The organism is Sphingobium sp. TomMM15 (assembly GCF_055397045.1).
This window is the reverse complement of the sequence record NZ_AP027314.1, coordinates 285333-309448: the sequence shown is the minus strand read 5'-3', so window position 1 is coordinate 309448 and position 24116 is coordinate 285333. Positions and strand designations below refer to the sequence as shown.

The 24116-nt window shown below is 62.1% G+C and carries 27 protein-coding genes and 1 tRNA gene; 20 read left to right on the top strand and 8 right to left on the bottom strand.

What is annotated here, in order from left to right:
• On the bottom strand, window positions 1–1200 hold the full coding sequence (gene sucC / locus ACZ51H_RS01665) for an ADP-forming succinate--CoA ligase subunit beta (RefSeq protein WP_464802242.1): 1200 nt from the start codon (window positions 1198–1200) through the stop codon (window positions 1–3).
• Between the two features lie 142 nt (window positions 1201–1342).
• A complete protein-coding gene (locus ACZ51H_RS01660) occupies window positions 1343–1675 on the bottom strand; it encodes a hypothetical protein (protein ID WP_464802241.1) in 333 nt (110 codons plus the stop codon).
• A 61-nt stretch (window positions 1676–1736) separates the two neighbouring features.
• Between ACZ51H_RS01660 and ACZ51H_RS01655 the strand changes: the two genes are divergently transcribed.
• Window positions 1737–2135, top strand: a complete 399-nt coding sequence (locus ACZ51H_RS01655; RefSeq protein ID WP_449471410.1) for a low affinity iron permease family protein — start codon at window positions 1737–1739, stop codon at window positions 2133–2135.
• Window positions 2136–2148: 13 nt separating this feature from the next.
• On the opposite strand, the gene ACZ51H_RS01650 is transcribed toward ACZ51H_RS01655, so the two are convergent.
• The gene (locus tag ACZ51H_RS01650; RefSeq protein WP_464802240.1) at window positions 2149–2328 is read right to left on the bottom strand and encodes a hypothetical protein; all 180 of its coding nucleotides are present in this window, start codon (window positions 2326–2328) and stop codon (window positions 2149–2151) included.
• A 273-nt stretch (window positions 2329–2601) separates the two neighbouring features.
• Here ACZ51H_RS01650 and ACZ51H_RS01645 point away from each other — a divergent pair, with 273 nt between their 5' ends.
• From ACZ51H_RS01645 to ACZ51H_RS01630, 4 genes are all read left to right on the top strand, one after another.
• Window positions 2602–3987, top strand: coding sequence for a glycosyl transferase family protein (locus ACZ51H_RS01645; protein ID WP_464802239.1), 1386 nt, complete (start codon window positions 2602–2604; stop codon window positions 3985–3987).
• A gap of 293 nt (window positions 3988–4280) precedes the next feature.
• On the top strand, window positions 4281–5054 hold the full coding sequence (locus tag ACZ51H_RS01640) for a hypothetical protein (RefSeq protein WP_464802238.1): 774 nt from the start codon (window positions 4281–4283) through the stop codon (window positions 5052–5054).
• Between the two features lie 60 nt (window positions 5055–5114).
• Window positions 5115–6029, top strand: coding sequence for a sulfite exporter TauE/SafE family protein (locus ACZ51H_RS01635; RefSeq protein WP_464802237.1), 915 nt, complete (start codon window positions 5115–5117; stop codon window positions 6027–6029).
• A 2-nt stretch (window positions 6030–6031) separates the two neighbouring features.
• Complete coding sequence (locus tag ACZ51H_RS01630; protein ID WP_464795035.1) at window positions 6032–6790, top strand: TIGR02186 family protein; 759 nt, start codon at window positions 6032–6034, stop codon at window positions 6788–6790.
• A 4-nt stretch (window positions 6791–6794) separates the two neighbouring features.
• Here the strand turns inward: ACZ51H_RS01630 and ACZ51H_RS01625 are convergent, their stop codons facing one another.
• Window positions 6795–7226, bottom strand: a complete 432-nt coding sequence (locus ACZ51H_RS01625) for a DUF488 domain-containing protein (protein ID WP_464794363.1) — start codon at window positions 7224–7226, stop codon at window positions 6795–6797.
• Between the two features lie 81 nt (window positions 7227–7307).
• Here ACZ51H_RS01625 and ACZ51H_RS01620 point away from each other — a divergent pair, with 81 nt between their 5' ends.
• The 8 genes from ACZ51H_RS01620 to ACZ51H_RS01585 all read left to right on the top strand — a co-directional run bounded on the left by ACZ51H_RS01620 (window position 7308) and on the right by ACZ51H_RS01585 (window position 13955).
• Window positions 7308–8303 carry an aspartate carbamoyltransferase catalytic subunit gene (locus ACZ51H_RS01620; RefSeq protein ID WP_449471404.1) on the top strand — a complete coding sequence of 332 codons (996 nt, stop codon included), beginning with the start codon at window positions 7308–7310 and terminating at the stop codon, window positions 8301–8303.
• Complete coding sequence (locus tag ACZ51H_RS01615) at window positions 8300–9523, top strand: dihydroorotase (protein WP_464771966.1); 1224 nt, start codon at window positions 8300–8302, stop codon at window positions 9521–9523. Before ACZ51H_RS01620 ends, ACZ51H_RS01615 begins: the two co-directional genes overlap by 4 nt.
• Before the next feature lie 57 nt (window positions 9524–9580).
• A tRNA-Trp gene (locus ACZ51H_RS01610) sits at window positions 9581–9656 on the top strand.
• Between the two features lie 168 nt (window positions 9657–9824).
• Window positions 9825–10031: a preprotein translocase subunit SecE gene (gene secE / locus ACZ51H_RS01605; protein WP_449471402.1), complete on the top strand. Its 207-nt coding sequence runs from the start codon at window positions 9825–9827 to the stop codon at window positions 10029–10031.
• A gap of 58 nt (window positions 10032–10089) precedes the next feature.
• A complete protein-coding gene (gene nusG / locus ACZ51H_RS01600; protein WP_449471400.1) occupies window positions 10090–10626 on the top strand; it encodes a transcription termination/antitermination protein NusG in 537 nt (178 codons plus the stop codon).
• A 215-nt stretch (window positions 10627–10841) separates the two neighbouring features.
• Window positions 10842–11273, top strand: a complete 432-nt coding sequence (gene rplK, locus ACZ51H_RS01595; RefSeq protein WP_037464038.1) for a 50S ribosomal protein L11 — start codon at window positions 10842–10844, stop codon at window positions 11271–11273.
• A gap of 4 nt (window positions 11274–11277) precedes the next feature.
• Window positions 11278–11976, top strand: a complete 699-nt coding sequence (gene rplA / locus ACZ51H_RS01590; RefSeq protein ID WP_196225489.1) for a 50S ribosomal protein L1 — start codon at window positions 11278–11280, stop codon at window positions 11974–11976.
• A 230-nt stretch (window positions 11977–12206) separates the two neighbouring features.
• Window positions 12207–13955 (top strand): DEAD/DEAH box helicase, encoded by a 1749-nt coding sequence (locus ACZ51H_RS01585; protein WP_460987599.1) that lies wholly within the window; start codon window positions 12207–12209, stop codon window positions 13953–13955.
• Between the two features lie 74 nt (window positions 13956–14029).
• Here ACZ51H_RS01585 and ybaL read toward each other — a convergent pair whose 3' ends face one another.
• Together ybaL and ACZ51H_RS01575 are read right to left on the bottom strand one after the other, a co-directional pair.
• Entirely contained in the window at window positions 14030–15670 is a 1641-nt protein-coding gene (ybaL, locus tag ACZ51H_RS01580; RefSeq protein WP_460987598.1) for a YbaL family putative K(+) efflux transporter, read from the bottom strand.
• Between the two features lie 212 nt (window positions 15671–15882).
• The gene (locus tag ACZ51H_RS01575) at window positions 15883–16233 is read right to left on the bottom strand and encodes a hypothetical protein (protein WP_460987597.1); all 351 of its coding nucleotides are present in this window, start codon (window positions 16231–16233) and stop codon (window positions 15883–15885) included.
• Window positions 16234–16472: 239 nt separating this feature from the next.
• On the opposite strand from ACZ51H_RS01575, the gene rplU reads away from it, so the two are divergent.
• From rplU to ACZ51H_RS01545, 6 genes are all read left to right on the top strand, one after another.
• Window positions 16473–16769 (top strand): 50S ribosomal protein L21, encoded by a 297-nt coding sequence (gene rplU / locus ACZ51H_RS01570; RefSeq protein WP_340265563.1) that lies wholly within the window; start codon window positions 16473–16475, stop codon window positions 16767–16769.
• A gap of 30 nt (window positions 16770–16799) precedes the next feature.
• Window positions 16800–17069 carry a 50S ribosomal protein L27 gene (rpmA, locus tag ACZ51H_RS01565; protein ID WP_007683600.1) on the top strand — a complete coding sequence of 90 codons (270 nt, stop codon included), beginning with the start codon at window positions 16800–16802 and terminating at the stop codon, window positions 17067–17069.
• Window positions 17070–17342: 273 nt separating this feature from the next.
• Complete coding sequence (locus tag ACZ51H_RS01560) at window positions 17343–17918, top strand: GNAT family N-acetyltransferase (RefSeq protein WP_464802236.1); 576 nt, start codon at window positions 17343–17345, stop codon at window positions 17916–17918.
• Window positions 17919–18028: 110 nt separating this feature from the next.
• Window positions 18029–19123, top strand: a complete 1095-nt coding sequence (obgE, locus tag ACZ51H_RS01555) for a GTPase ObgE (protein WP_460987595.1) — start codon at window positions 18029–18031, stop codon at window positions 19121–19123.
• Between the two features lie 54 nt (window positions 19124–19177).
• Window positions 19178–20308 carry a glutamate 5-kinase gene (gene proB, locus ACZ51H_RS01550; RefSeq protein WP_464802235.1) on the top strand — a complete coding sequence of 377 codons (1131 nt, stop codon included), beginning with the start codon at window positions 19178–19180 and terminating at the stop codon, window positions 20306–20308.
• Window positions 20309–20313: 5 nt separating this feature from the next.
• Complete coding sequence (locus ACZ51H_RS01545; protein WP_464802234.1) at window positions 20314–21228, top strand: NAD-dependent epimerase/dehydratase family protein; 915 nt, start codon at window positions 20314–20316, stop codon at window positions 21226–21228.
• A 3-nt stretch (window positions 21229–21231) separates the two neighbouring features.
• On the opposite strand, the gene ACZ51H_RS01540 is transcribed toward ACZ51H_RS01545, so the two are convergent.
• Both ACZ51H_RS01540 and radA read right to left on the bottom strand, forming a co-directional pair.
• The gene (locus ACZ51H_RS01540) at window positions 21232–21750 is read right to left on the bottom strand and encodes a CvpA family protein (protein WP_464791751.1); all 519 of its coding nucleotides are present in this window, start codon (window positions 21748–21750) and stop codon (window positions 21232–21234) included.
• 10 nt (window positions 21751–21760) lie between these two features.
• Window positions 21761–23128, bottom strand: a complete 1368-nt coding sequence (radA, locus tag ACZ51H_RS01535; protein WP_460987591.1) for a DNA repair protein RadA — start codon at window positions 23126–23128, stop codon at window positions 21761–21763.
• Window positions 23129–23275: 147 nt separating this feature from the next.
• Between radA and ACZ51H_RS01530 the strand changes: the two genes are divergently transcribed.
• On the top strand, window positions 23276–23971 hold the full coding sequence (locus ACZ51H_RS01530; protein ID WP_196225479.1) for an endonuclease/exonuclease/phosphatase family protein: 696 nt from the start codon (window positions 23276–23278) through the stop codon (window positions 23969–23971).
• The last annotated feature ends 145 nt before the right edge of the window (window positions 23972–24116 follow it).

The following is a 24116-nucleotide window of genomic DNA, read 5'->3' as shown; positions in this document are numbered from 1 at the left end:
TCAGGCTGCCTTCCTCACTTCCGCCACGATCTTCTTGGCCGCGTCGCCCAGATCGTCCGCCGGGACGATGGCCAGGCCGGACGAAGCCAGAATGTCCTTGCCCTGCTGGACGTTCGTGCCTTCCAGGCGAACGACCAGAGGAACCGACAGGTCAACTTCCTTGGCGGCGGCGACGATGCCCTCGGCAATGATGTCGCACTTCATGATGCCACCGAAGATGTTGACGAGAATGCCCTTCACCGCCGGGTCCTTCAGGATGATCTTGAAGGCCGCGGTCACCTTTTCCTTGTTGGCGCCGCCACCGACGTCCAGGAAGTTGGCGGGGAATTCGCCGTTCAGCTTGATGATGTCCATCGTCGCCATGGCCAGGCCCGCGCCGTTCACCATGCAGCCGATATTGCCGTCCAGCTTGATGTAGGCGAGATCATATTCGCTCGCTTCGACTTCCGCCGGGTCTTCCTCGGTCAGGTCGCGCAGTTCCGCGATGTCCTTGTGACGGAACATGGCGTTGCCGTCGAAACCGACCTTGGCGTCCAGCACCAGCAGATTGCCCTGCTCGGTCAGCGCCAGCGGATTGACTTCGATCTGCTCGGCGTCGGTGTCGAGGAACGCGGCGTAGAGCGACGAGGCGACCTTGGCGGCCTGCTTCGCCTGATCACCGGTCAGGCCCAGAGCGGCAGCGATGGAACGGCCGTGGTGCGGCTGGAAACCGGCTGCGGGATCGACGGTGAAGGTGTGGATCTTTTCGGGGGTCGAATGGGCGACCTCTTCAATGTCCATGCCGCCTTCGGTCGATACGACGAACGCGATGCGGCTGCTGCCACGATCGACCAGCAATGCGAGGTAGAATTCCTTCGCGATGTCGGCGCCATCAGTGATGTAGAGGCGGTTGACCTGCTTGCCCGCTTCGCCAGTCTGGATGGTGACCAGCGTATTGCCGAGCATGTCAGTGGCGTGGGCTTTCACCTCATCCAGATTGAAGGCCAGGCGGACGCCGCCCTTCGCTTCGGGGGCCAGCTCCTTGAACTTGCCCTTGCCACGGCCACCAGCGTGGATCTGCGACTTCACGACATAGAGCGGCCCGGGCAGCTTCTTGGCGGCTTCGACGGCTTCATCGACCGAAAAAGCGGCGTAACCGGCGGCGATCGGCGCGCCATATTTCGCCAGCAGTTCCTTCGCCTGATATTCGTGAATGTTCATGGGCCTGGCCCGTCCTTTCGCCTGAAAAGCTGTTGGAGGGGCTAAAGCACAGGCGCCGAAGCTACGCCAGACTCATTTCGCAAACCAACTTTGCAAAATTGCAAAATCACTTCCTTGAATCGCGTTCAATTCACCACTTCCTTCATTCAATCGCGCAGACGATCGCCGCCTTGCTCGTCACCATGAATATCTCCGGATCCTCCAGCGCCCGCACCTTGTAGAGGAATCGATCAACCGTCATCTCCCCCATGTGCGACTTGCGGAGCGACGCCAGCGACTGGAGCCGCCGCAGCTGCATCAGGCTCAACCGATCGACCATCCGCTCCGCCATGCACCCGGCCATTCGCGGCGAAAGCCCCGCTTCAATCAGCCCCGCCCGCGCTTTCGATTCGGGCGACACCGTCGCGCAGGAAGACAACAGCAAAGCAGCGGCAGGCAAAGCGAGCGCAAAGGCGCGAATGGATATGGTCGTCATGCGCGCTTCATGGCAATCAGAGCCTGAACACAGGGTAAATGGGCCGCCACGGGGACAAGACATGGACAAAATTTTCGGAGCCTTCGCGCATCGCGTCGCCAGCTGGTCCGGGCAGCCCCTGGCGTTCATATTGGCGTCGGCCACGATCATCGGCTGGATATTGACCGGGCCGATCTTCCATTATTCCGACACCTGGCAGCTCATCATCAACACGGGCACGACGATCGTGACCTTTCTCATGGTCTTCCTGATCCAGAACGCTCAGAATCGCGACGGGTCCGCGATCCAGGCAAAGCTTGACGAACTCATCCGCGCCGTCACCGATGCCCGAAACGAATTCATCGGCATCGAACATCTGACCGAAACCGATCTTGAACGTCTGAAAGCTATGCTGGAAAGGGAATATGACAGCGAAGAAAGTCACCACCGATCAATAGAGCGGTTGATCCAGCGGCGGTAACGGACGCCCACCATCAGTGTGCGGAATTCACTAACCGCATATTTTCCTCACGATATGCATCGATCTGATCACCATATCCACGAGCCAACCCCTCATAAGCAGCACGCCCTTTTTTGGAATGGCTCATCTGCGCTCGTATCAACGACACCTGCTGCCTGTGCAGTAGGTAATTGACATCCATCTCTCCGGTCATTCACGCCCTCCTACCTATCGCTGATGAGACTGGTTGGGGTGCCGCGACTCTTTAGACGAGTCGTCTTTCCGGCAGTGGAGACGTTAGCACTGCCGCGTCAGCGAGGCCATTCCATCCAACGCGCCGTTGGAGCAACTTGACGGAAATCACGCTCGGTCGGAGCCTTCAATGAAATAGTCAAAGCTTTTCGCCCTGTGCAAAAAATATGCGCAAGGACTATGAAATCCCAAAGTAATTTGCCAATGCGCCTCGGCTTGCAGGGGGCATTTCAACATGGCGCAATCGCTGACGGCGGTTCTGGCGATCATTTATCATGAGATTTTGTTGTTCGCCGTGGTGGGACTGGCCATTGGGGGGATCGACGATTTTCTCGTGGATGTCATGTTCCTGGGCCGCCGCTGGTGGCGAAACATCGCGGTCTATTCTCGCCATAGGCGCATGACGACGGCGACGCTGCCCGCCTCTTCAAAGCCTGGCAAGATAGGCGTCTTCGTTCCCGCCTGGGGTGAAGCCGATGTGATCGGCCCGATGTTGCGCAATGCACTCAACCAATGGTCCGTCGGCAACTATCGCATTTTCGTCGGCGTCTATCCCAATGATCTTGCCACCTTGGCGGCCGTCAACCCGATCGCGGACCAGGACGACCGTCTCGTCGTCTGTATCAACGACCGGCCGGGTCCTACGACCAAGGCGGACTGTCTCAACCTCCTCTGGCGCGCCATGCAGGAAGAGGAGGCGCGCACCGGCAGAATGTTCAAGGCCGTAGTCTTGCACGACGCCGAAGATGTCGTCCACGTCGACGAAGTCCGGCTATTCGATGTGATGATCGATCGCTTCCAACTGGTTCAGTTGCCGGTTCTTCCACTCACCGGCGAAGGCGGCTGGTGGGCACGCTCGATCGCCAATCATTATTGCGACGAGTTTGCAGAGAGCCATGGGAAATATTTGACGATCCGCGAAGCTGTGGGTGCGTCGGTTCCGTCCGCCGGAGTTGCCTGCGCATTCGAACGACTGACACTCGAACGGCTCGTCAATCCGGCGAACGGAGGTCCGTTCGACCCCGCTTCCCTCACGGAAGATTATGAAGTTGGTCTCCGGATCAAGAATATGGGCGGGCGCGGCGTTTTCGTGCGGATGCGCGATGCCGCAGGCGAGCTTGTCGCTACGCGTGAATATTTTCCGGACAGCCTGGACGGCGCCGTCCGCCAGAAAGCACGCTGGATGGTCGGAATCTCGCTTGCTGGTTGGGACCGCATGGGCTGGCAGGGCGGCCCCACCGAATGGTGGATGCGCATCCGTGACCGGCGCGCGGCCATTGCCGCCTTCGTTCTCTTCGCTGCTTATGTCGCCTTTCTGCTTTGGGGCTTGCTTCTCATGGCAAGCTGGTTCGGCCTCGAAACCGCTCACCAGCCTTCCCCGTTCGTCGAACTGCTGCTCTGGCTGAACTTTGCCTTCATGACCTGGCGCGCCGCGATGCGGGCCATTTTCGTCGGCCGCAGCTACGGATGGATTTATGGGATCGGCGCGATCCCCCGTTCCATTCTCGCCAATCTGATCGCGATGCTTGCGGCCCGCCGCGCGGTCTTCCTCTACCTTCACTCCCTGTTCGGAAAGCCGCTGGTCTGGGACAAGACACAGCATCGCTTCCCCCCGCTTTAAAGATCAACATGACCAACAGCGCCAGCGGACGGCCTGTCCGCTTTTTCCTTGTGCTTATGACCGGCTGGGTGATCATTCGGGTCGCGAGCGCCATGTTTGGAGGTACCGTCGCGCCCTTGCTGCCACGACCGATCCCGGTTGCCGCCGCCCGCCTGACCGCGAATTCTCCGCCAAAGATTGTTCCGATTGCGGCCACGCCAACCCCATTGCTCGTCGCCAATTGGCCGATGAGCAGGATACGCGCTGCAGGACCGAGAAGGGGGATTACCCCAGCCTTTAACTTTCAAAGTGCCATGGGCAAATCCGAGGACGGCCAGGCGCCCTTCGATCCGGAAATCGAAGAAGCCGCTAAGGCCAGCAGGCCATCCAACTTTGCTCAGCCCGCCTCGCCCGCTTGGCCGCCAACGCCCTCGGACGGCACCAAAGTGCGCCGCTGGCGCGGCAGCGCGTGGCTCCTCTGGCGCGACGGCAGCGCAAATCCGCAGGATCTTGTCACAGGCGGCAGGCTCGGCGGGTCGCAAGCGGGACTCCGGCTCGATTATGATCTGACGCCAGCCAGCACCGGCCGCGCCGCCCTTTATGGCCGCGTGAGCCGCGCCTTCAATCGCCCCGCTTCACCTGAGGCTGCCGCCGGGATAGCCTGGCAACCTGCCCGATCAATTCCGATCTCCATCGCGGCGGAACGGCGGATCTCTCTGGGAGATGGCGCGCGCAATGCCAACGCGCTGTTTGCCGTGGGCGGCTTCGGCCCCACTCCAGTTCTGGGCAAATTGGAAGCGGAGGCTTATGGACAGGCGGGCCTGGTCGGGTTCAACCGGCGCGATCTGTTCGCTGACGGCAAACTTTCCCTGCTTAAGCCTATAGCGGGGACGCCCGTACGCACCGGCCTCAGCGTATCGGGAGGCGCGCAACCGCGGGTGGAGCGCGTTGATATCGGTCCGGAGGTTCAGTTTCGCCTGCCCCTCCCCCACCTTGCATCGCGGCTCAGCATTGAATGGCGGCAGCGCGTAGCTGGAGAGGCATCGCCCTCATCCGGGCTCACCCTTACCCTCGGCGCGGATTTTTAACGCGGGGCGGACGCGCAGCGCCTTTATCTTGCCATCCATTCGGCCTAACCCTGTAGGCACATGGATCTCTACCTGCCCATCGCCAATCTGTCGGTGAACGCGCTGGTGATCATTGCCCTGGGCGGTGTGGTCGGCCTTCTCTCCGGCATGTTCGGCGTCGGCGGCGGCTTCCTGACCACGCCCCTGCTGATCTTCTACGGCATTCCACCCACCGTGGCGGCCGCGTCCGCCGCGTCCCAGGTCACCGGCGCCAGCGTATCGGGCGTCGTCACCCACATGGCGAGGGGCACCGTCGATTTCCGGATGGGCGGCGTCCTGATCGGCGGCGGCATCATTGGAGCAGGCATCGGCGTGCTGTTGTTCCGGCTGCTCCAGTCCATAGGGCAGATCGATACGGCTATCGGCATCCTTTATGTCCTGATGCTCGGCGGCATCGGCATGTTGATGGCGAAGGAGTCCGTCCAGGCGCTGATCCTGTTGAAGACGGGCAAACGCATGCAGGCCCGCAAGCGCCGCCATCACCCCCTGGTCGCCGCGCTGCCGATGCGGTGGCGCTTCTATCGCTCGGGGCTTTATATCTCTCCCCTCGCGCCGTTGCTGCTCGGTGTTGCGACGGGGATACTGACAACCCTCCTGGGCGTCGGCGGCGGCTTCATTCTTGTGCCCGCCATGCTGTATCTGCTCGGCATGACCACCCAGTCGGTGGTGGGCACTTCGCTGTTTCAGATATTGTTCGTCACCATGGCAACGACGATGATGCACGCCATGACCACGAAGGCAGTCGACCTCGTCCTTGCCATGCTGCTTCTGATCGGCAGCGTGACGGGGGCACAGATCGGCGCCCGAATCTCGATGACCGTTCGCCCTGAATATCTGCGCATATTATTGTCGGTGATCGTGCTGCTGGTCGCCGCGCGCATGGCGTTGGGTCTCGGCTTCCGCCCGGATGAGATTTACACGGTGGAAGTGCGTTGAACCTGCGCGCCCGTCTCGCACTGCTCCTCCCCCTCTCGACACTGCTCGGCGCGGCAGGAGAGCCGATGCTCGTCCCCGACGTCTCGCAACGGGAAGTGGAAATCCAGTACAGCTTCACCGGCGCCGACCTCCTGCTGTTTGGAGCGATCGTCTATCCCGACGGCCGACGGCCCAGCAAACCCGCGGACATATTGGTCGTGCTGAAAGGCCCCGACCAATCCATCACCATGCGCGAGAAACAAAAGGTCGCTGGCATCTGGGTCAATGCGGACAGCGCCCGCTTCCGCTCCGCACCCAGCTTTTATGCGGTCGCCTCTTCCCGTCCGATCGCCAACGTAGTCGATGAACGAACGGCCGCGATTTACGAGCTGGGCGTGGACAAGCTGCAACTGTCCCCATCCTCTCTCAATGACAGCGCAGAGCTTGATCGTTTCCAGGCCGGGTTGATCGATCTGCGCGAACGATCGGGATTGTTCGCCGAACGGCCCGGCTCCGTGGAAATCACCGACGGGGTGTTATACCGAGCACGCATCCCGCTGCCCGCGCGCGTCATCGTCGGCGATTATACAGCGGAAACCTTCCTCGTGCAGGATGGGCGGGTCGTTGCCGCCGCCGTCCGCGACATCACCATCCGCAAGTCGGGGTTCGAACGCTTCATGGCGGTCGCCGCCGAACGATGGTCCTTCTTATACGGCCTTACCGCCATTTTGCTGGCGGTGGGTATGGGCTGGACCGCCGGAGCCGTCGCGCGGCGCTTCTAACGGTTCAGGGCTTCAGGTCCACACGCTCGTCGTCTGGGAAAAGATACTCCAGCAATAAGGAGCGATGGCATCCGTCCGCCTCCCGCTCAAAGCACAGCAAAGCCGTGGGCCGCTCTCGCGCCAAGTCGCGCAACTGTTCCGCCTGGACGATCGCTTCCGGCAGGTCGAGTTGGCCCGAATAAATCTCCCGAAGTTTCGCATGATTGCCCTTGCGAGCCGCCTCCCGGCCCTCGGCGGGCGTACCCAGCGCCTTCAGCCCGACATAGTCGATCCCGGCCTCCTTCAGCCCCGCCGCCAGAATGTTCTTGGAAAATCCCGGCCGCCGCGAAAGCGGAACCGCCCTGATGTCCGCCAGCAGCTTGACGCCTGCCTTCTGCAACGCCGCTATCAGCTCGCCCTGCGTAGCCCCTTCATACCCGATCGTGAAAATCCGCATCCCATGCAGATAGGAAAGCGGACGGAACTTCCAAGCATCCCGTCTTGCCCTCTTTCCTGCCCTCGCCTAAAGGGTCCGTTCATGCCCGACATAACCGTTCCCCCCACCTCGTCCGACCTGACCGGCCGGGCGTTGTTCCCGCATCGGCATCTTCTCTCCATCGCCGACCTGAAGCCTTGGGAAATCCGTTTCCTGCTGGATGAGGCAGAACATTGGGCGCGGACCAACCGGGACAATGCGCGCAAGCATGACGACCGCCTAGCCGGTATGACGCAAATCAATGCCTTCTTCGAAAACAGCACCCGCACCCTGCTGTCGTTCGAAATCGCGGGCAAACGTCTGGGCGCCGACGTCGTGAACATGCACGCGGGGCAGTCGAGCGTGAAGAAGGGGGAGACCCTGATCGACACCGCCATGACCCTCAACGCGATGGCCGCCGACGTGATCGTCATTCGTCATGCGAGTTCGGGCGCCGTTGCCCTGATTTCGGACATGGTGGACTGCCCGGTCCTCAATGCTGGGGACGGCTGGCACCAGCATCCAACGCAAGCCCTGCTCGACGCCCTCACCATCCGCCGCCGCAAGGGAGGTTTTGAGGGCCTTATCGTCGCGATTTGCGGGGATGTGCTGCATAGCCGCGTCGCGCGGTCGAACATGCTCTGCCTCGCGGCTCTGGGCGCGCAGGTTCGCGCCGTCGCGCCGCCGACCTTGATGCCACCCGAGGTGGAGATGCTGGGCGCCACGCCCTATAATCGGATGGACGAGGGGTTGGATGGCGCCGATGTCGTGATGATGCTGCGCCTTCAGAATGAACGGATGGACGGCGCCTTCATCCCCTCGCCTCGCGAATATCACATGCTTTACGGCCTGACGCCCGAACGGCTTGCCATTGCCAAGCCCGACGCATTGGTCATGCACCCTGGCCCCATGAACCGCGGCGTCGAGATATCGAGCGTGGTGGCGGATGATCCGGATCGCTCCGCCATCACTGAACAGGTGGAAATGGGCGTCGCAATCCGCATGGCCTGTCTGGATGTGCTGACCCGTGGCGCGCGCGGCGTGGAGGGTTGGGCATGAGCAAGCTTGCCATCATCAACGCGAAGCTGGCCGACCCCGCTGCCCGCGACGTCCGCACTGGCGCGATCCTGATCGAAGGCGATCAGATCATCGCCTCGGGCAATGTCGATGTGCCGGACGACGCCGAAACGATCGACGCCGCCGGGCTGGTGGTGGCTCCGGGCCTCATCGATCTGGGCGTGTTCGCTACCGACAAGCCTGCCTTCCACTTCGGCGGGATCACGCGGGCCGCCCTGATGCCCGACCAGTCCTCCCCGCTGGATGAGGCTGGCCTCATCCGTCAGGCCGCGCGCGCGGGTAAGCCCGATTTCTGGGTGCATCCAATCGCTGCCGCCACACGGGGCCTCAAAGGGGGCGAGCTGGCGGAAATCGGCATGATGCAGGCAGCGGGCGCCAAGGCGGTGGCTACTGGTCGGCAATGGATCGCGGATTCAGGCGTGATGATGCGGGTACTCGCCTATGCGTCGGGCCTTGGCCTGACAGTCATCACGCATGCCGAAGACAGCGGCCTCGCGGGCAAGGCAGTCGCAACCAGCGGTGAAACGGCGACCCGGTTGGGCCTGCCCCACGCACCTGCATGCGCCGAAGCAATCGCGATCGCGCGCGACCTCATGCTGGCGAAGGAAACGGGCGCCGCCATCCACTTCCGGCTCGTGACGACAAAGGCGGGCTTTGACCTCATACGCGCGGCAAAGGCCGAAGGCGTAAAGGTCACCTGCGGGATCAGCCCGGCCTATCTTTACCTTGCCGACAATGCCGTCACCAACTTCCGCACCTTCGCGCGCCTGTCGCCTCCGCTAAGGTCGGAGGATGACCGCAGGGCCTCGATCGTCGCGGTCGCCGACGGGACGGTGGATGTGATCACCTCCAGTCATGATCCCCGTGGCCCCGAGGATAAGAGGTTACCCTTCGCCGACGCTTCTCCCGGCATGGCTGGAGCCGAGACGTTGCTAGCCCTGTCGCTGAATCTCGTGCGCGAAGGCCATCTGTCGATGACGCGCCTGATGATGCTGCTCAGCGCCAATCCGGCCCGCATATTGGGGGTCGATGCAGGAAGCTTCGCCGCCGGTAGCGCCGCCGACCTCATCTTCATCGATCCCGATGCGCCATGGATCATAGATTCCACGAAAATGGCAGCGCAGGCGGGCAACACGCCCTTCGATCGGATGCCGGTACAGGGCCGCACCCGTCGCGTGATGAAAGGCGGCATTTTCCTCTAAAGTTTCCTGCTTGCTCTCCCCCGCAGGCCACGCTAAAGCGCCCTCCTTCGCCGGTACAGGAGTGTAGCTCAGCTGGTAGAGCGTCGGTCTCCAAAACCGAATGCCGGGGGTTCGAGTCCCTCCACTCCTGCCAGGTCGCTGAGCGCTGATCCTTGATTTTTCAAAGGTTCGCGGTTAGTTGCCCCAGCGAAGATGGGTCGCGGAGCCAGCGGCCGCACCCCGGGACGCCGACATGGCGGGGTCCGGAGGGCGGACTGTTGCTTCGCGCTTTGGTGTTTGTTCGAAAGTTGTTGAGGCAGTGATGGCGAAGGTTTCTCCGGGCGAATTCGTCAATCAGGTGAAGACCGAAGCGTCGAAGATCGTGTGGCCCACGGGCCGTGAAACGGTCATGACTGCGGTGATGGTCGGTATCATGACCACGCTGCTCGGCCTCTTCTTCTTCGGCATCGACACCTTTTTCGGGGCGATCGTTCGCTGGCTGCTGGCGTTCGCCGCCGGACAGGCTTGAAGTTTTGGATTACCGCGATTTCCCAGTAAATCGCCTGGTAGGAGTTTGAGACGGTAACATGGCGCGCTGGTACATCATCCACGCCTATTCGGGCTTCGAAAACAAGGTCAAGGAATCGATCCTGTCCGAAGCCGAGCGCATGGGCCTCTCCCAGCTGGTCGAACAGGTGGAAGTGCCCACCGAGACCGTGACCGAAGTGAAACGCGGCAAGAAGGTGCAGGTCGAACGCAAGTTCATGCCGGGCTACGTCCTTGCGAAGCTGGCGATGAACGACGACATCTACCACCTCGTCAAGAACACGCCGAAGGTCACCGGCTTCCTCGGTTCGTCGGGTAAGCCCCAGGCGATCAGCGAAGGCGAAGCCGCCCGCTATTTCGGCGCGCAGAAGGCCGCCGAAGCCGCGCCCAAGCACAAGGTCAGTGTCGATTACGAAATCGGCGACAGCGTCAAGGTGCTGGACGGCCCCTTCGCGAGCTTCAACGGCACCGTCGAGGAACTCGATTTCGAAAAGAACCGGGTCAAGGTGTCCGTGTCGATCTTCGGCCGCGCCACGCCGGTCGAACTGGACTTCGAACAGGTCGAACTGTCGAAGTAAGAATTCCCCTCTCCCGCAAGCGGGAGAGGGCAGCGAGACTTGGCGGCTTTGCCGTCTAGTCGCAGCGGGAGAGGGCACAGCCTCCTCTCCAAATCGGTCTAAGCGGCGAGCCGCTGAGACCTCCTATCCTCTCCCCTAAAGGGGCAAGGATAATACAGTGCGGGAGGCGGATGTTAAGTCCGCTGTCTGACCGCTAAACTTGAAAGAGAGTGAAAATGGCCAAGAAGATTACGGGCTATATCAAGCTCCAGGTGCCCGCTGGAGCCGCCAACCCCTCGCCGCCGATCGGTCCGGCACTGGGTCAGCGCGGTGTGAACATCATGGAATTCTGCAAGGCGTTCAACGCCTCGACGGAAAAGATGGACAAGGGCACCCCGCTGCCGACCATCATCACCGTCTATGCGGACCGTTCGTTCAGCTTCGTCACGAAGCAGCCGCCCGCCACCTACCTGATCAAGAAGGCCGTCAACCTGAAGTCGGGTTCCAAGGAACCGGGCAAGGTTGTCGCTGGCAAGATCACCCGCGCCCAGCTCGCCGAAATCGCCCAGGCCAAGATGGTTGACCTGAACGCGAACGACATCGACGCAGCGACGAAGATCATCGAAGGCTCCGCTCGCGCGATGGGCCTCGAAGTGGTGGAGGGCTAAGACCATGGCAAAGCTGACGAAGAAGGCGAAGGCTCTCGCCACCGCGGTTGACCGCGAAAAGCTGCACGGCGTTGACGAAGCGCTGGGCCTGATCAAGACCCACGCGACCGCCAAGTTCGACGAAAGCGTCGAAATCGCGATCAATCTGGGCGTCGATCCGCGTCACGCCGACCAGATGGTCCGTGGCGTCGTCACCCTGCCCGCGGGCACCGGCAAGGACGTTCGCGTCGCCGTGTTCGCCCGTGGCGACAAGGCTGAAGCCGCGACCGCCGCTGGCGCCGACATCGTGGGCGCCGAAGACCTGCTGGACAGCATCCAGGCTGGCAACATCGACTTCCAGCGCGTGATCGCCACGCCTGACATGATGGGTCTGGTCGGTCGTCTCGGTAAGGTTCTGGGTCCCAAGGGCCTGATGCCGAACCCGAAGCTCGGCACCGTCACCCCGAACGTCGCCGAAGCCGTGAAGGCCGCCAAGGGTGGTCAGATCGAATTCCGCGTCGAAAAGGCTGGCATCATCCACGCCGGTCTCGGCAAGGCGAGCTTCTCGGCCGAAGACCTGCGCAAGAATTTCGACGCTTTCGTTGACGCCATCGTCAAGGCGAAGCCGTCGGGTTCGAAGGGCAAGTACGTCCGCAAGATCGCCCTGTCGTCGTCGATGGGTCCGGGCGTGAAGGTCGATGTGGCGGAAGTCGCTTCGGTCTGATCCCTCGCAATAGTTAATATAGGGGCCGCCTTCCCTCTTTGCGGGGGAAGGCGGCCTTCTTATTTGGGTGCCTTCCGGCACCCATTTCTGCCTTGAGCAGAAGTCCCTCAGGGACGGTGTGAACTTCGGGGTGTGTGACCTTGCATCCCGGGCTCCGGCAGCGGCCGAAGCACATCAGGTCATCATGTATCCGTCGGGAATGGCGGGTCGCTTTACCGACGGAAAATATAATGTCTTTTGAACATCTCCCGCCCCTCCTCTCGGACGCCCTGACGCGAAAAGGCTATGAAAGCCTGACCCCCGTTCAGGCCGAAGTCACCCAGCCCGAAGCGGAAGGCCGCGACCTCATCGTCTCGGCACAGACCGGCTCGGGCAAGACAGTCGCTTTTGGCCTTGCCATGGCGGGCGAATTGCTGGGCGAAGAGATGCGCCTGCCCGTAGCAGGAAAACCGCTCGCCCTCGCTATCGCCCCCACCCGCGAACTGGCACTGCAAGTCAGCCGCGAACTGGAGTGGCTCTACGGCGAAGCCCGCGCCCGCATCGCTACCTGCGTCGGCGGTATGGACGCCGCCAAGGAACGGCGTGCACTTTCCCACGGCGCACACATCGTCGTCGGCACCCCCGGCCGCCTGCGCGACCATCTCGAACGCGGCGCACTGGACCTGTCGGGACTCAAGACCGTCGTCCTCGATGAAGCTGACGAAATGCTCGACATGGGCTTCCGCGAAGATCTGGAAGAGATCCTCGACGGCACGCCCGAAGGCCGCCGCACCCTCCTCTTCTCCGCCACCATGCCGAAGCCGATCGTTGCGCTCGCCAAGCGCTACCAGCAGGACGCGCTGCGCATCTCCACTGTCAGCGACGAACGCGGCCATGGCGATATCACCTATCAGGCCGTGACGGTCGCCCCCGCCGACATCGAGAACGCGGTGGTCAATCTGCTGCGCTATCATGAGGCAGAAACCGCGATCCTCTTCTGCGCCACCCGCGACAATGTCCGCCACCTCCATGCCAGCCTCACTGAACGCGGTTTCGCCGCCGTGGCGCTGTCGGGTGAGCATAGCCAGAATGAGCGCAATCATGCGCTGCAAGCCCTCCGCGACCGCCGCGCTCGTGTGTGCGTGGCCACCGACGTCGCAGCGCGCGGTATCGACCTTCCCAACCTCAGCCTCGTCGTGCACGTCGAAATCCCGCGCGATGCAGAAACGATGCAGCACCGTTCCGGCCGCACCGGGCGCGCAGGCAAGAAGGGCACGGCTGTCCTCATCGTCCCCTACCCCCGCCGCCGCCGTGTCGAATCCATGCTGCGTGGCGCCAAAATCCCGGTCGAATGGGGCACTCCGCCGAGCAAGGAAGCGATCCAGGAGCAGGACAATTCTCGCCTGCGCGAAAAGCTGATGGAGCGCGCCGAGCTGGACGAGCTGGATTGGACACTGGGCGCCGAGTTGCTGGAAACCAAGTCCGCCAAGGAGATCGCGGCGATGCTGGTGAAAAGCGCCCGCGCCGCCCTCCCCGCGCCCGAAGAACTGCTCGACGCCAGCGAAGCCCCGCCGCGCCGCGATGGGCCTCGTCCGGGCTTTGAGGATACCGTCTGGTTCCGCATGGACATCGGCCGCCGTCACAATGCCGACCCGCGTTGGATCCTGCCGCTGATCTGCCGCCGAGGCCATGTGTCACGCCAGGACATCGGCGCGATCCGGATCGCCGCCAACGAGACGCTGTTCGAAATCCCCAGCGCCATCGTATCCCGCTTCGTCGGCTCGGTGAAGCGGACGGGCGAGGCGAGCGACGAGGGCGCTGAAGTCCAGTTCGAACAGATTGAGGGAACACCTCGGGACACAGCGCGCGAGAACCGCCGCGAAGGGCCGCCACGTGGCAAGGGCCGCCCGAATGAAGGTCGTGGTCCGAAGCCAGCTTATGGCGCCCGGCCTTTCAAGGGCGGCCCCCGCAAAGGCCCGCCTCGCAAGCCACGCGGATAAGACACCGCTCCCAAAACAATGTGCTCCTGGCTTTACAGGAGCACATTGTTGACTGAGACAGCCTCAACCGACGTTCAGCCCGCGCCGGATAACTGAAGCATCCGCGCTGCCAGCTCACGCTCTCCCATGACGACATGGGGCACGCCAATCCCTTCCAGATGCGCGACCTCTGCATCACTATGCGCTCGCGCAATCACCTGCAGGTTGGGATTGAGGTGACGCGCATGCTCATGGATCGCACCACCTTCAAACCCTTCCGGCACCGCGATCAGCAACCGTCGAGCCTCGCAAATGCCAGCAGCCATCAAATAACGGTCCTCCAGTGCACTTCCCCGCACTACCGGATGGCCCGCCTCCGCGGCCTCCTCTGCTCGTTCCGGGTCCGTCTCCAGCACAACGAAATGGGCATTGCGTTCGGACAGGCGCTCCGCAATCATCTTGCCGACCCGGCCATATCCGACCAGGATCACATGTCCGATGTGCGGACGCTGGCGCGCCTTTTCCGCTTCTGCTTCTTCCTCAATCTCCTCCTTCTTATGCGCCCGCACGATCATCGAGAAGATGAACGGATTCAAAAAGATCGACACAATCGCGCCCGCAAGGATCAAGTCGCGTCCTTCCGCAGGCAGCACGCCCAAGCCAGTGCCCAATGTGGCGAGGATGAAGGAAAACTCGCCGATCTGCGCCAGGCTCGCCGCGATCGTCAGCGCAGTATCTCCCGGATGGCCGAAGGCGCGCACGATCGCGAACGCGGCGATAGACTTACCGACGATGATGATCGCTACAGTGGCCAGCAATGGTAACGGCTGTTCGACGAGCACTGACGGATTGAACAACATGCCCACCGACACGAAGAACAACACAGCGAATGCGTCGCGCAGCGGCAGCGTTTCCTCCGTCGCGCGGCGGCTAAGCGGCGTCTCGCCCAGGATCATGCCCGCGAAGAAGGCGCCCAAGGCAAATGACACATCGAACGCCACGGCCGCGCCGAAAGCCACGCCAAGGGCGATGGCAAGCACAGCCAGGCGAAACAACTCCCGCGATCCGGTGTGAACTACCCAGTGCAACGCCCAAGGAATGACCCGTCGGCCCACCACAAGCATCAGGGCGACAAAACCGGCCACCTTCAGCAGGGTACTCAGCAGCGGTGCCAGCAGGTCACCCATCCCGGCCGATGCGTCTGCATTGTTCATAACCTTCGCCAACGCGGGTAGCAGTACCAACGCCAGCACCATCACCAGATCCTCGACGATCAGCCAGCCAACAGCTATGCGCCCCCGCCGCGTCTCCACAAGATCCGCCCCCTGCAAGGCGCGCAGCAAGACGACCGTACTCGCGACCGAAAGAGCGAGGCCGAACACAATGCCGCCCATCACTGGCCAGCCCATATAGTGCGACAGTCCCATGCCGAGCAGCGTTGCCACCGCGATCTGCCCAATGGCGCCGGGTACGGCGATATTCTTCACCGACAGCAAGTCACGCAGCGAAAAATGAAGTCCCACCCCGAACATCAGCAGAATGACACCGATTTCGGCCAATTCGTTGGCCAGACTGGTGTTGGCGACAAAGCCTGGGGTGAAAGGACCAACCATGATCCCCGCGATAAGGTAACCGACAAGCGGCGAAAGTTTGAGACGATGGGCAATGGCACCCATTATGAAAGCAACAACGAGGCCCGCGACGATTGTTCCGATCAGGGGCGTGTGATGAGGCATGGACGTCCTTCCCTGTCTGCCGGTGCGGCCCTCTGAACCTTCACCGGCAGCCTATCATATTTTCATTCTGCGACCGCTAGCATAGCGGCTGACGGCAGCACCCAGCCCAGTGAACACGGCGGGTATGAACCACCATGGCGGCCGTCGGTTGCTGCGGCGTGACTGTCTGCGGGTCATGGATCTCTCCTGCCTGACGATTAACGGAGTGGGCGTTAAGTCAGGGCAGGCGGAGCGCGAGCGTGAAAGGCGTGTGAAATACCCCCGCGCAAGAGCGAGGGGCGGGTGCGGACATATGAGGGATTAGATCGCGACCACCCCACGACGGCCAACAGGCCCGCTACAGATACCAACCATGGCATCAATGGCGATAACAAGGGGTTGTCGCCCGAACCATCGGGCTGGGTCAGGCGGTAGTCGGCCGGTGCCGATTGGGTCCGGGCCTTCAGCACCACGCCTGTGGTGGCGGGATTGAACGCCGAGCCCGTTGCTATGCTGGACGGCGGCCCCAATGGCGTCAGGGCACTTAATAACGCAACACCGATCGCCATCCACAGGGTCAGCATGAAGAGAAGCCTGCCTCTCATGCTGCCAGTACTATACGATGTCGGCATCATGCGCGTCGGGTTCCCTTCGAGACGGGAAGATAGGCACTGACCTGCGCAAAAACCACCCCTAAGAAGGGGGCTTCCCGGTTGACATAAGCGAGTCAGTCCACTACCGGGCCACATTCCCGCGCGGGTCAACAGGACGTCATGTCCTCGGCGATTTGCGTAAAGCAGATTTGAACAAGAAGAGAAGAGCCATGTTCGCAGTCGTGCGCACGGGCGGCAAGCAGTATCGCGTCGCCGCCGGAGACAAGATCGTCGTCGAGAAGCTGGCCGGTGAGGCTGGTGACAAGGTGACGCTGGATGACGTCCTGTTCGCCGGCGAAGGCAGCGACGTGAAGGACGCCAGCAAGCTGACCGTCGCCGCCGAAATCATCGCGCAGGCGAAGGGCGAAAAGGTTATCGTTTTCAAGAAGCGCCGTCGTCACAATTACCGTCGCAAGAACGGCCATCGCCAGAACCACACGATCCTGAAGATCGTGTCGATCGCCTGAGCCGCAGTCCAGTTTCGAGGAGTTTGAGTCATGGCACATAAGAAAGCTGGCGGTTCATCGCGTAACGGTCGCGATTCGGAATCGAAGCGCCTTGGCGTGAAGAAGTTCGGCGGTCAGGAAGTGATCGGCGGCAACATCATCATTCGCCAGCGCGGCACGCGCGTATATCCCGGCCGCAATGTTGGCATGGGCAAGGATCACACCCTCTTCGCCCTGGGCGAAGGTCGTGTGGTATTCCATACTGGCAAGCTCGGCCGTAAATATGTGTCGGTCGATGCCATGGCTGAAGCAGCCGAATAACGGACGATCAATGACGGATCGTCCCTCATCATTGGGGCGATCCTTCCGGAAGATGGTCTTGGACCATCTCTGATAATCCGAGGGAAAAAGGGGCGCCCCATCCGGGAGCGCCCCTTTTTCCGTTCGGCGACACCTCCCCTCATTTTCCCTCAAACCTCTGGAACCCTGAGCCTTCTCACGCGTCATGCGGGCGGGGCACAGCCAGAGGAAAGAAGTCGTCAAGCCGTAACTTTTTACGGCCATTGGCGTGTCGATCAGAGGAGAGATTTTCAAATGTTCGCCCGTACCCCCCGCCTGCTTCTGAGACCCGGCTGGATGGAAGACGCGTCCGCGCTGGCCGAAGCGATTGGCGATCCGGCGGTCCTGCGCAACCTTGTCCGCGTGCCTGCGCCCTATGGCATTGATGACGCGCGCAGCTTCCTTGCCCTTCCGCAGGACACACGCCTGCCGCGTCTTCTGGCTTTTTCCCGCACTCGCGGTGCCCCACGTCTGGTCGGCGGGTGCGGCATCCATTTGACCGAGGATAGCACGCCTGAACTCGGCTATTGGATAGCGCGTCCCTATTGGGGGCTGGGCTTTGCGACGGAGGCCGCCAGCGCGGTGTACGGCATGGCCCGAGCAGCGGGCGTCAGCGGGATTCGCGCGGCGCATTTCGCTGACAATCCGGCATCAGGCAATGTGCTTCGGAAAATCGGCTTTCGTTACACCGGCCGGGCGGAGCAACGTTACAGTCCGGCGCGTGGAAATGCGGCTGAATGCCTGATTTTTGAAGAAGGCGTGCCCGGGCGCATGATGATTGATCCTGCAATGGACCTTTATCACGACGCCATGCCCGCGCTCGCGGCCTGAACGAAGAAGGACGGCGTCGGCAGACGCCGTCCCGCATGGAAAAGGTGAGTTTCGAGCGATAGCAGACGGCGAGGTTTAATTCCGCGTCATAAGCGGCTATGGGCCAGCCCATGCATTTTCTGGATCAGGCGAAAATATACATAAAATCCGGCTGGGGTGGCCCCGGCGCGGTTAGTTTCCGGCGTGAAAAATATGTCGAATACGGCGGCCCTGATGGCGGCAATGGCGGCAAGGGCGGAGATATCATCTTCGAAGCCGTAGCTGGCCTCAATACCCTCATCGACTTCCGCTACACCCAGCATTTCAAGGCGCAGCGTGGGATGCCGGGTGCGGGAAAGAATCGTTACGGCGCAGGCGGAAACGACCTCGTCGTCAAGGTGCCCGTGGGAACGCAGATCCTGTCCGATCCCCAGCCTATCGAGGGCACCGAGGACGAGGATGGTTATCCCGACTATGAAGATCAGGAGCTTCTCGCCGACTTCACAGAGGTAGGGCAACGCTTGGTCCTGTTGCGCGGCGGCGATGGCGGCCGGGGCAACCTGTCTTACAAGACAAGCACCAACCGTGCGCCGCGACAGCATGGAACGGGCTGGCCGGGACAGGAAATGTGGGTCTGGCTGCGGCTTAAATTGCTTGCCGACGTCGGCTTGGTCGGCATGCCGAACGCTGGCAAGTCGACCTTCATCAATCAGGTGACCAATACCAAGGCCAAAGTGGGGGCCTATGCCTTTACTACCACCAAACCGCAGCTCGGGGTCGTCACACACCGTGACAAGGAATTCGTCCTGGCAGATATTCCCGGCTTGATCGAGGGTGCAGCCGAAGGTGCTGGCATCGGCGACCGATTCCTTGGTCATATCGAGCGCTGCCGCGTGCTGCTGCACCTCGTTGATGCCACTGGGGACGATCCGGTCGAACAGTTCCGGATCGTGCAGGATGAATTGGAAGCCTATGGCGAGGGGCTAGCCGACAAACCGCAGATCGTCGCGCTTAACAAGGGCGATCTGCTCGGGCCGGAATTGATGGAGGACATCGCCGCCCAGCTCCGGCGCGAGGCTGGCGTGGAGAAGATATTCATCATCTCGGGCGCGACTGGCGAAGGTGTGCAACCGCTGCTGGATGCTGTCCTGCCATTGCTTGCGGACGGCAGACCGATGGAGGAAGAGGCCAGTGACGAAGGCGACGCTTCATGGTCGCCGATCTGAACATTCATCAATCGCCACTTATTCTTCACGTTCCAGGCGAACGGAACTGATCCCGTGACTTCCTCTCTTTCAGGCTTCCCCCCCTCTCAAGTTCGGCGACTGGTCATCAAGATCGGCTCAGCCCTGCTGGTCGATGGGAATGGCGAGGTTCGCGAAGCGTGGCTCCGAACCTTGGTCGAAGATGTCGCTGACCGCAAGGCAGCCGGGCAGCAGATCATTATCGTTTCATCAGGCGCAATTGCGCTGGGCGCACGTCGATTGAAGCTGCCAAAGGGTGGGCGTGGCAGTCTGGAAGACGCTCAGGCCGCAGCGGCAACGGGACAGATCGCACTGTCGCAATGTTGGGCTCGGTTGTTGCAGGACAAGGGGATCACCGCCGCGCAGATGCTGGTGACGCTGGACGATCTTGAGCATCGGCGGCGCTATCTGAATGCGTCTGCGACTTTGGAACGCCTGATCACACTCAATGTGGTGCCGGTGGTAAATGAGAATGACAGCGTCGCCACAGCGGAGATCCGTTTTGGCGATAACGATCGGCTGGCGGCACGTATCGGACAGGCAGCACGGGCCGACGCGGTCGTGCTGCTTTCCGACGTCGATGGGCTTTACACCGCCAATCCGCATGTCGATGCGAGCGCCATGTTGGTAGACACAATCGAGCGCATTGACGCGCGAATCGCAAATATGGCGGACAGCGGATCTGCGTCCGGAATGGGGTCGGGGGGCATGACCTCCAAGATCGAGGCGGCACGGATCGCGACAGGGGCTGGAGCGCATCTCGCCATCATTTCCGGCAAGGTCGATGCTCCGCTGTCACATTGGATCAATGGCGGAAAAGGATCGATCTTCCTCGCGGCCCCTGCCAAGCGGGCGCGGAAGGGATGGCTTGCCGGGCGTTTGACCGTTCGCGGGCGCATCATCGTCGATGCCGGTGCGGAAAAAGCATTGGGACGCGGGAACAGCTTGCTGCCTGCGGGTGTGGCGAAGATAGAAGGCGCATTCGTGCGAGGTGATGTCGTTGATATCGTCGCGCCGGATGGCCGGGTGATCGCGCGTGGGCTAAGCGAGTATGACAGCGAGGAAGCGGCGAGGGTCGCAGGCAAACGCAGTGAGGATATTGCGGCTTTGCTGGGCCACCTGCCCCGATCCGTACTCGTTCATCGCGACCAGATGGCCATGGTCTGATCCCCATGAAATTACGCATTGCCATGACCGGCGCGACAGGTTTTGTCGGCGCCGAAACGCTCAATCAGGCTTTGGACGCTGGGCATCATGTGACAGCCATCACACGAAAGGCGCAGCCGCCTCGCGCCCGGCTGAAGTGGGTGCCCGGATCGCTTGAGGACCGTGCGGCGCTGAACACACTGATACGCGACGCCGACGTGGTGGTCCATATTGCAGGCGTCGTAAACGCGGCCGATCGCGACGGGTTCGAGGCCGGGAACGCGCGTGGGACGATGGCGGTCATCGACGCCATGCGGCAGCGCGGGGTGCGGCGGTTGATCCATGTGTCCTCGCTTGCCGCGCGGGAACCGAAACTGTCCGACTATGGCTGGTCCAAAGCGCTCGCCGAACGTCACGTCAAGGCGAGCGGACTGGATTGGACGATCGTGCGCCCGCCTGCGATCTATGGGCCGGGTGATCGGGAAATGCTGGAGCTGTTCCGGATGGCCAAGCGGGGCATCATGCTACTACCCCCGGGTGGACGGCTATCCCTGATCGAGGTCAGCGACCTCAGTCGGTTGCTGCTGCGGCTTGCCGGCGAGACGGAGATGAGCCTTGCTCACAGTTATGAAGCGGACGACGGCACGCCGGGCGGATGGGACCATCTGGACTTTGGACAGGCGATCGGACGAGCGGTCGGAAGGCCCGTGCGGACTTTTTCCACGCCCAACTGGGCACTGGGCCTCGGCGCGCGGCTGGATCGCATGCTGCGGGGCAAAGGCGCGAAACTCACGCAGGATAGGGTCAGCTATTTCTGCCATCCCGATTGGGTGGTCACAAAGCGCAAGCAACCTCCCAAAAAATTGTGGGTGCCCGAAGTTGCTACCGAAGAGGGATTGAAAGCAACAGCGGACGCTTACCGCGCAAAGGGCTGGCTGTAGCGATCAATCGCTTTCGGCGTCCGGCTTTCTGGCGCGGCGTTCGGCCACGAATTCGCTGATCGCCTGGCCGCTGGCGTTCAGTAGCGGATAAGTGCGGGCGTCGGACAACCAATCGGGGCGACGCTCTCCGCTGCCGTAGAAGGTGTCGTAGGTCAGGCTGAATGCGAGGAAGACCAGCGTTGCGCCGATCAATCCCTTGATGGCGCCGAAGCCGCCGCCGAGGACGCGGTCGATGGGGCCAAGAATCGACTGGCGGGTGCGGCGGCCGATGGCGTGGGCGAGGAGTTTTCCTGCGCCGAAGGTGATGCCGAAAACAAGAAGGAATGCGAGAATTGACGCGCCTCCGGTGGTTCCGACCAGAGGGGTGAGAAGTTCGGTGGCGGAGGGGTGGAAGAGGCGGATGGCGAAGATGCCGAGGACCCAGGCGATGAGCGAGAGGGTTTCAAGAACGAAACCACGAAGCAAGCCCAATACGGCGCACCCGCCGATGGCGAGAAGGACGAGGATATCGACGGCGTTCATGAGCGCCGGGCTATCCGCGGCCGAGCATCTGGTCAACCAGTTGGCTTAACGCGCGGTAGCCGCTGACCGCTATTCCCTTCACCCCGTCAGCGACTGCTGAGGGAACATAGGCGCGTTCAAAGCCAAGCTTGGCCGATTCGCGCAGGCGCAGCGGGGCATGAGCGACGGGGCGTATTTCCCCCGAAAGCGCGATTTCGCCGAAGAGGACCAGATCGGCAGGCACCGGCCGTTCCGCGAGCGCCGATATGAGCGCGGCGGCAACCGCCAAGTCGGCGGCGGGATCGGACAGGCGGTAGCCGCCAGCGACGTTCAGATAGACTTCGCAGGTGGAGAAGCTGAGGCCGCAGCGCGCTTCCAGTACGGCGAGGACCATGGCGAGGCGGCCGCTGTCCCAGCCCACCACCGCGCGCCGTGGTGTGGCGCCGCTGGAAAGGCGGACGACAAGCGCCTGTATCTCCACCAGCACGGGCCGCGTGCCCTCCAAGGCAGGGAAGACGGTCGCGCCGGTCACTGTTTCGTCGCGATGGGTGAGGAACAGAGCGGAGGGATTGGAAACTTCCTCCAGCCCCTCCGCTACCATCGCGAATACGCCGATCTCGTCGGTGCCGCCGAAGCGGTTCTTGATAGCGCGCAGGATACGATATTGATGGCTGCGCTCGCCTTCGAAGCTCAGCACCGTGTCGACCATATGCTCAAGAACGCGCGGCCCGGCGATGCTGCCATCCTTGGTCACATGGCCGACGAGGATGACGGCTGTGCCGCGCTGCTTGGCGAAGCGGATGAGTTCCTGGCTGGATGCGCGCACCTGACTGACGGTGCCCGGCGCGCCTTCGATAAGGTCGCTGTGCATCGTCTGGATGGAGTCGATGACGAGCAGCGCGGGCGGCTCCCCCTCCCCCAGCGTGGTCAGGATGTCGCGGACGGAGGTTGCGCTGGCGAGTTGCACGGGCGCGTCGCCAAGGCCGAGGCGCTGCGCCCGCAAGCGAACCTGATCCGCCGCTTCTTCACCGCTGATGTAAGCAACGGAAAGGCCGCGCGCGGCAATGCGGGCGGCCGCCTGAAGCAACAGGGTGGACTTGCCGATCCCCGGATCGCCGCCGATCAACGTGGCGGAGCCCGGAACGATGCCGCCTCCCAAGGCGCGGTCGAACTCCGCGATGCCGGTGCTGGTACGCTGAGGCAGTTCAACCTGACTGTTCAGGCCTACCAGTGTCAGGGCGCGTCCGCCGCTTTGCAGATCATGGCGCGCGGAAAAGATGGTTTCGGACGCTTCCTCTACAATGCTGTTCCATTCGCCGCAGTCATCGCATTGCCCCTGCCAGCGAGAAGAGAGCGTGCCGCACTGCTGACAGACGAATTTGCGCTTTGCCTTGGCCATGCGGGAGCTATGACTTGCCACGGTGAACGTTTCAAGAACAAAGAACGGATGGATCGACCCCCTCTCCCCTCCCGCCTTATGGCGAAGAAGTTTGGATACCGTCCAAGAGCGCTGGAAACTCATGCGGATGTGGCGCATTGTCTCGCCATGAAGTCGTTACGCGTTGCCAGCTATAATATCCGCAAAGCCATTGGCACCGACCGCCGCCGCAGCCCCGAACGAGTGCTGGAGGTGCTGGGAGAGTTGGACGCGGACGTGATCGCGTTGCAGGAAGCGGATCGCCGATTTGGCGTTCGATCGGCCGCCATCCCGCCGTGGCTGCTGGAATCGATGAGCCAGTATAAGCCGGTGCCGTTGAACGTGCATGTCGATTCGATGGGCTGGCATGGCAACGCGATATTGGTGCGGAAGGAGGCGGATATCCGCACCCATGACGTGCTGCACCTGCCCTGCCTGGAACCGCGTGGCGCGACGATGGCGGAGGTTGAACTGGGCAAGGCGAAGCTGCGCGTATTTGGCATGCATCTGGACCTGTCGGGCCTGTGGCGACGCAAGCAGGCGGCGGCGGTCATACACGCGGCGGCGCAACGCGACGCTATGCCGACCGTGCTGATGGGCGATCTCAACGAATGGAGCGCCAATCGGGGGTGTCTGGCGGACTTTGCGCGCCATTATAGTTTCGCGCCTTGCGGACGGAGCTTTCACGCGCGGCGGCCCGTGGCGCATCTCGACCGGATCATGCATTGCGGGCAATTGAAGCTGGTGGACAGCGGCGTGCATGACAGTGCGGCGTCGCGCAAGGCTTCGGATCATTTGCCAATCTGGGCGGAGTTTCGGTTGTGAGTTCGGTGTTTTCGTTCGGACTGGACCTGACGAAGCCTTTGCCTGTGGTATCAAGGACAAGTGAAGCCCCCTTCGACTGCCTGCTTGCAGCAGGCGCTCAGGACAGGCTTCGACAGGCTCAGGGCGAACGGGGGAGAGGTTTGGG

Bases quoted from the DNA above. Each gene is read 5' to 3' on its own strand.
- sucC (WP_464802242.1), bottom strand. From the start codon at position 1,200: ATGAACATTCACGAATATCAGGCGAAGGAACTGCTGGCGAAATATGGC.
- ACZ51H_RS01660 (WP_464802241.1), bottom strand. From the start codon at position 1,675: ATGACGACCATATCCATTCGCGCCTTTGCGCTCGCTTTGCCTGCCGCT.
- ACZ51H_RS01655 (WP_449471410.1), top strand. From the start codon at position 1,737: ATGGACAAAATTTTCGGAGCCTTCGCGCATCGCGTCGCCAGCTGGTCC.
- ACZ51H_RS01650 (WP_464802240.1), bottom strand. From the start codon at position 2,328: ATGACCGGAGAGATGGATGTCAATTACCTACTGCACAGGCAGCAGGTG.
- ACZ51H_RS01645 (WP_464802239.1), top strand. From the start codon at position 2,602: ATGGCGCAATCGCTGACGGCGGTTCTGGCGATCATTTATCATGAGATT.
- ACZ51H_RS01640 (WP_464802238.1), top strand. From the start codon at position 4,281: ATGGGCAAATCCGAGGACGGCCAGGCGCCCTTCGATCCGGAAATCGAA.
- ACZ51H_RS01635 (WP_464802237.1), top strand. From the start codon at position 5,115: ATGGATCTCTACCTGCCCATCGCCAATCTGTCGGTGAACGCGCTGGTG.
- ACZ51H_RS01625 (WP_464794363.1), bottom strand. From the start codon at position 7,226: ATGCGGATTTTCACGATCGGGTATGAAGGGGCTACGCAGGGCGAGCTG.
- ACZ51H_RS01620 (WP_449471404.1), top strand. From the start codon at position 7,308: ATGCCCGACATAACCGTTCCCCCCACCTCGTCCGACCTGACCGGCCGG.
- ACZ51H_RS01615 (WP_464771966.1), top strand. From the start codon at position 8,300: ATGAGCAAGCTTGCCATCATCAACGCGAAGCTGGCCGACCCCGCTGCC.
- secE (WP_449471402.1), top strand. From the start codon at position 9,825: ATGGCGAAGGTTTCTCCGGGCGAATTCGTCAATCAGGTGAAGACCGAA.
- nusG (WP_449471400.1), top strand. From the start codon at position 10,090: ATGGCGCGCTGGTACATCATCCACGCCTATTCGGGCTTCGAAAACAAG.
- rplK (WP_037464038.1), top strand. From the start codon at position 10,842: ATGGCCAAGAAGATTACGGGCTATATCAAGCTCCAGGTGCCCGCTGGA.
- rplA (WP_196225489.1), top strand. From the start codon at position 11,278: ATGGCAAAGCTGACGAAGAAGGCGAAGGCTCTCGCCACCGCGGTTGAC.
- ACZ51H_RS01585 (WP_460987599.1), top strand. From the start codon at position 12,207: ATGTCTTTTGAACATCTCCCGCCCCTCCTCTCGGACGCCCTGACGCGA.
- ybaL (WP_460987598.1), bottom strand. From the start codon at position 15,670: ATGCCTCATCACACGCCCCTGATCGGAACAATCGTCGCGGGCCTCGTT.
- ACZ51H_RS01575 (WP_460987597.1), bottom strand. From the start codon at position 16,233: ATGCTGACCCTGTGGATGGCGATCGGTGTTGCGTTATTAAGTGCCCTG.
- rplU (WP_340265563.1), top strand. From the start codon at position 16,473: ATGTTCGCAGTCGTGCGCACGGGCGGCAAGCAGTATCGCGTCGCCGCC.
- rpmA (WP_007683600.1), top strand. From the start codon at position 16,800: ATGGCACATAAGAAAGCTGGCGGTTCATCGCGTAACGGTCGCGATTCG.
- ACZ51H_RS01560 (WP_464802236.1), top strand. From the start codon at position 17,343: ATGTTCGCCCGTACCCCCCGCCTGCTTCTGAGACCCGGCTGGATGGAA.
- obgE (WP_460987595.1), top strand. From the start codon at position 18,029: ATGCATTTTCTGGATCAGGCGAAAATATACATAAAATCCGGCTGGGGT.
- ACZ51H_RS01545 (WP_464802234.1), top strand. From the start codon at position 20,314: ATGAAATTACGCATTGCCATGACCGGCGCGACAGGTTTTGTCGGCGCC.
- ACZ51H_RS01540 (WP_464791751.1), bottom strand. From the start codon at position 21,750: ATGAACGCCGTCGATATCCTCGTCCTTCTCGCCATCGGCGGGTGCGCC.
- radA (WP_460987591.1), bottom strand. From the start codon at position 23,128: ATGGCCAAGGCAAAGCGCAAATTCGTCTGTCAGCAGTGCGGCACGCTC.
- ACZ51H_RS01530 (WP_196225479.1), top strand. From the start codon at position 23,276: ATGAAGTCGTTACGCGTTGCCAGCTATAATATCCGCAAAGCCATTGGC.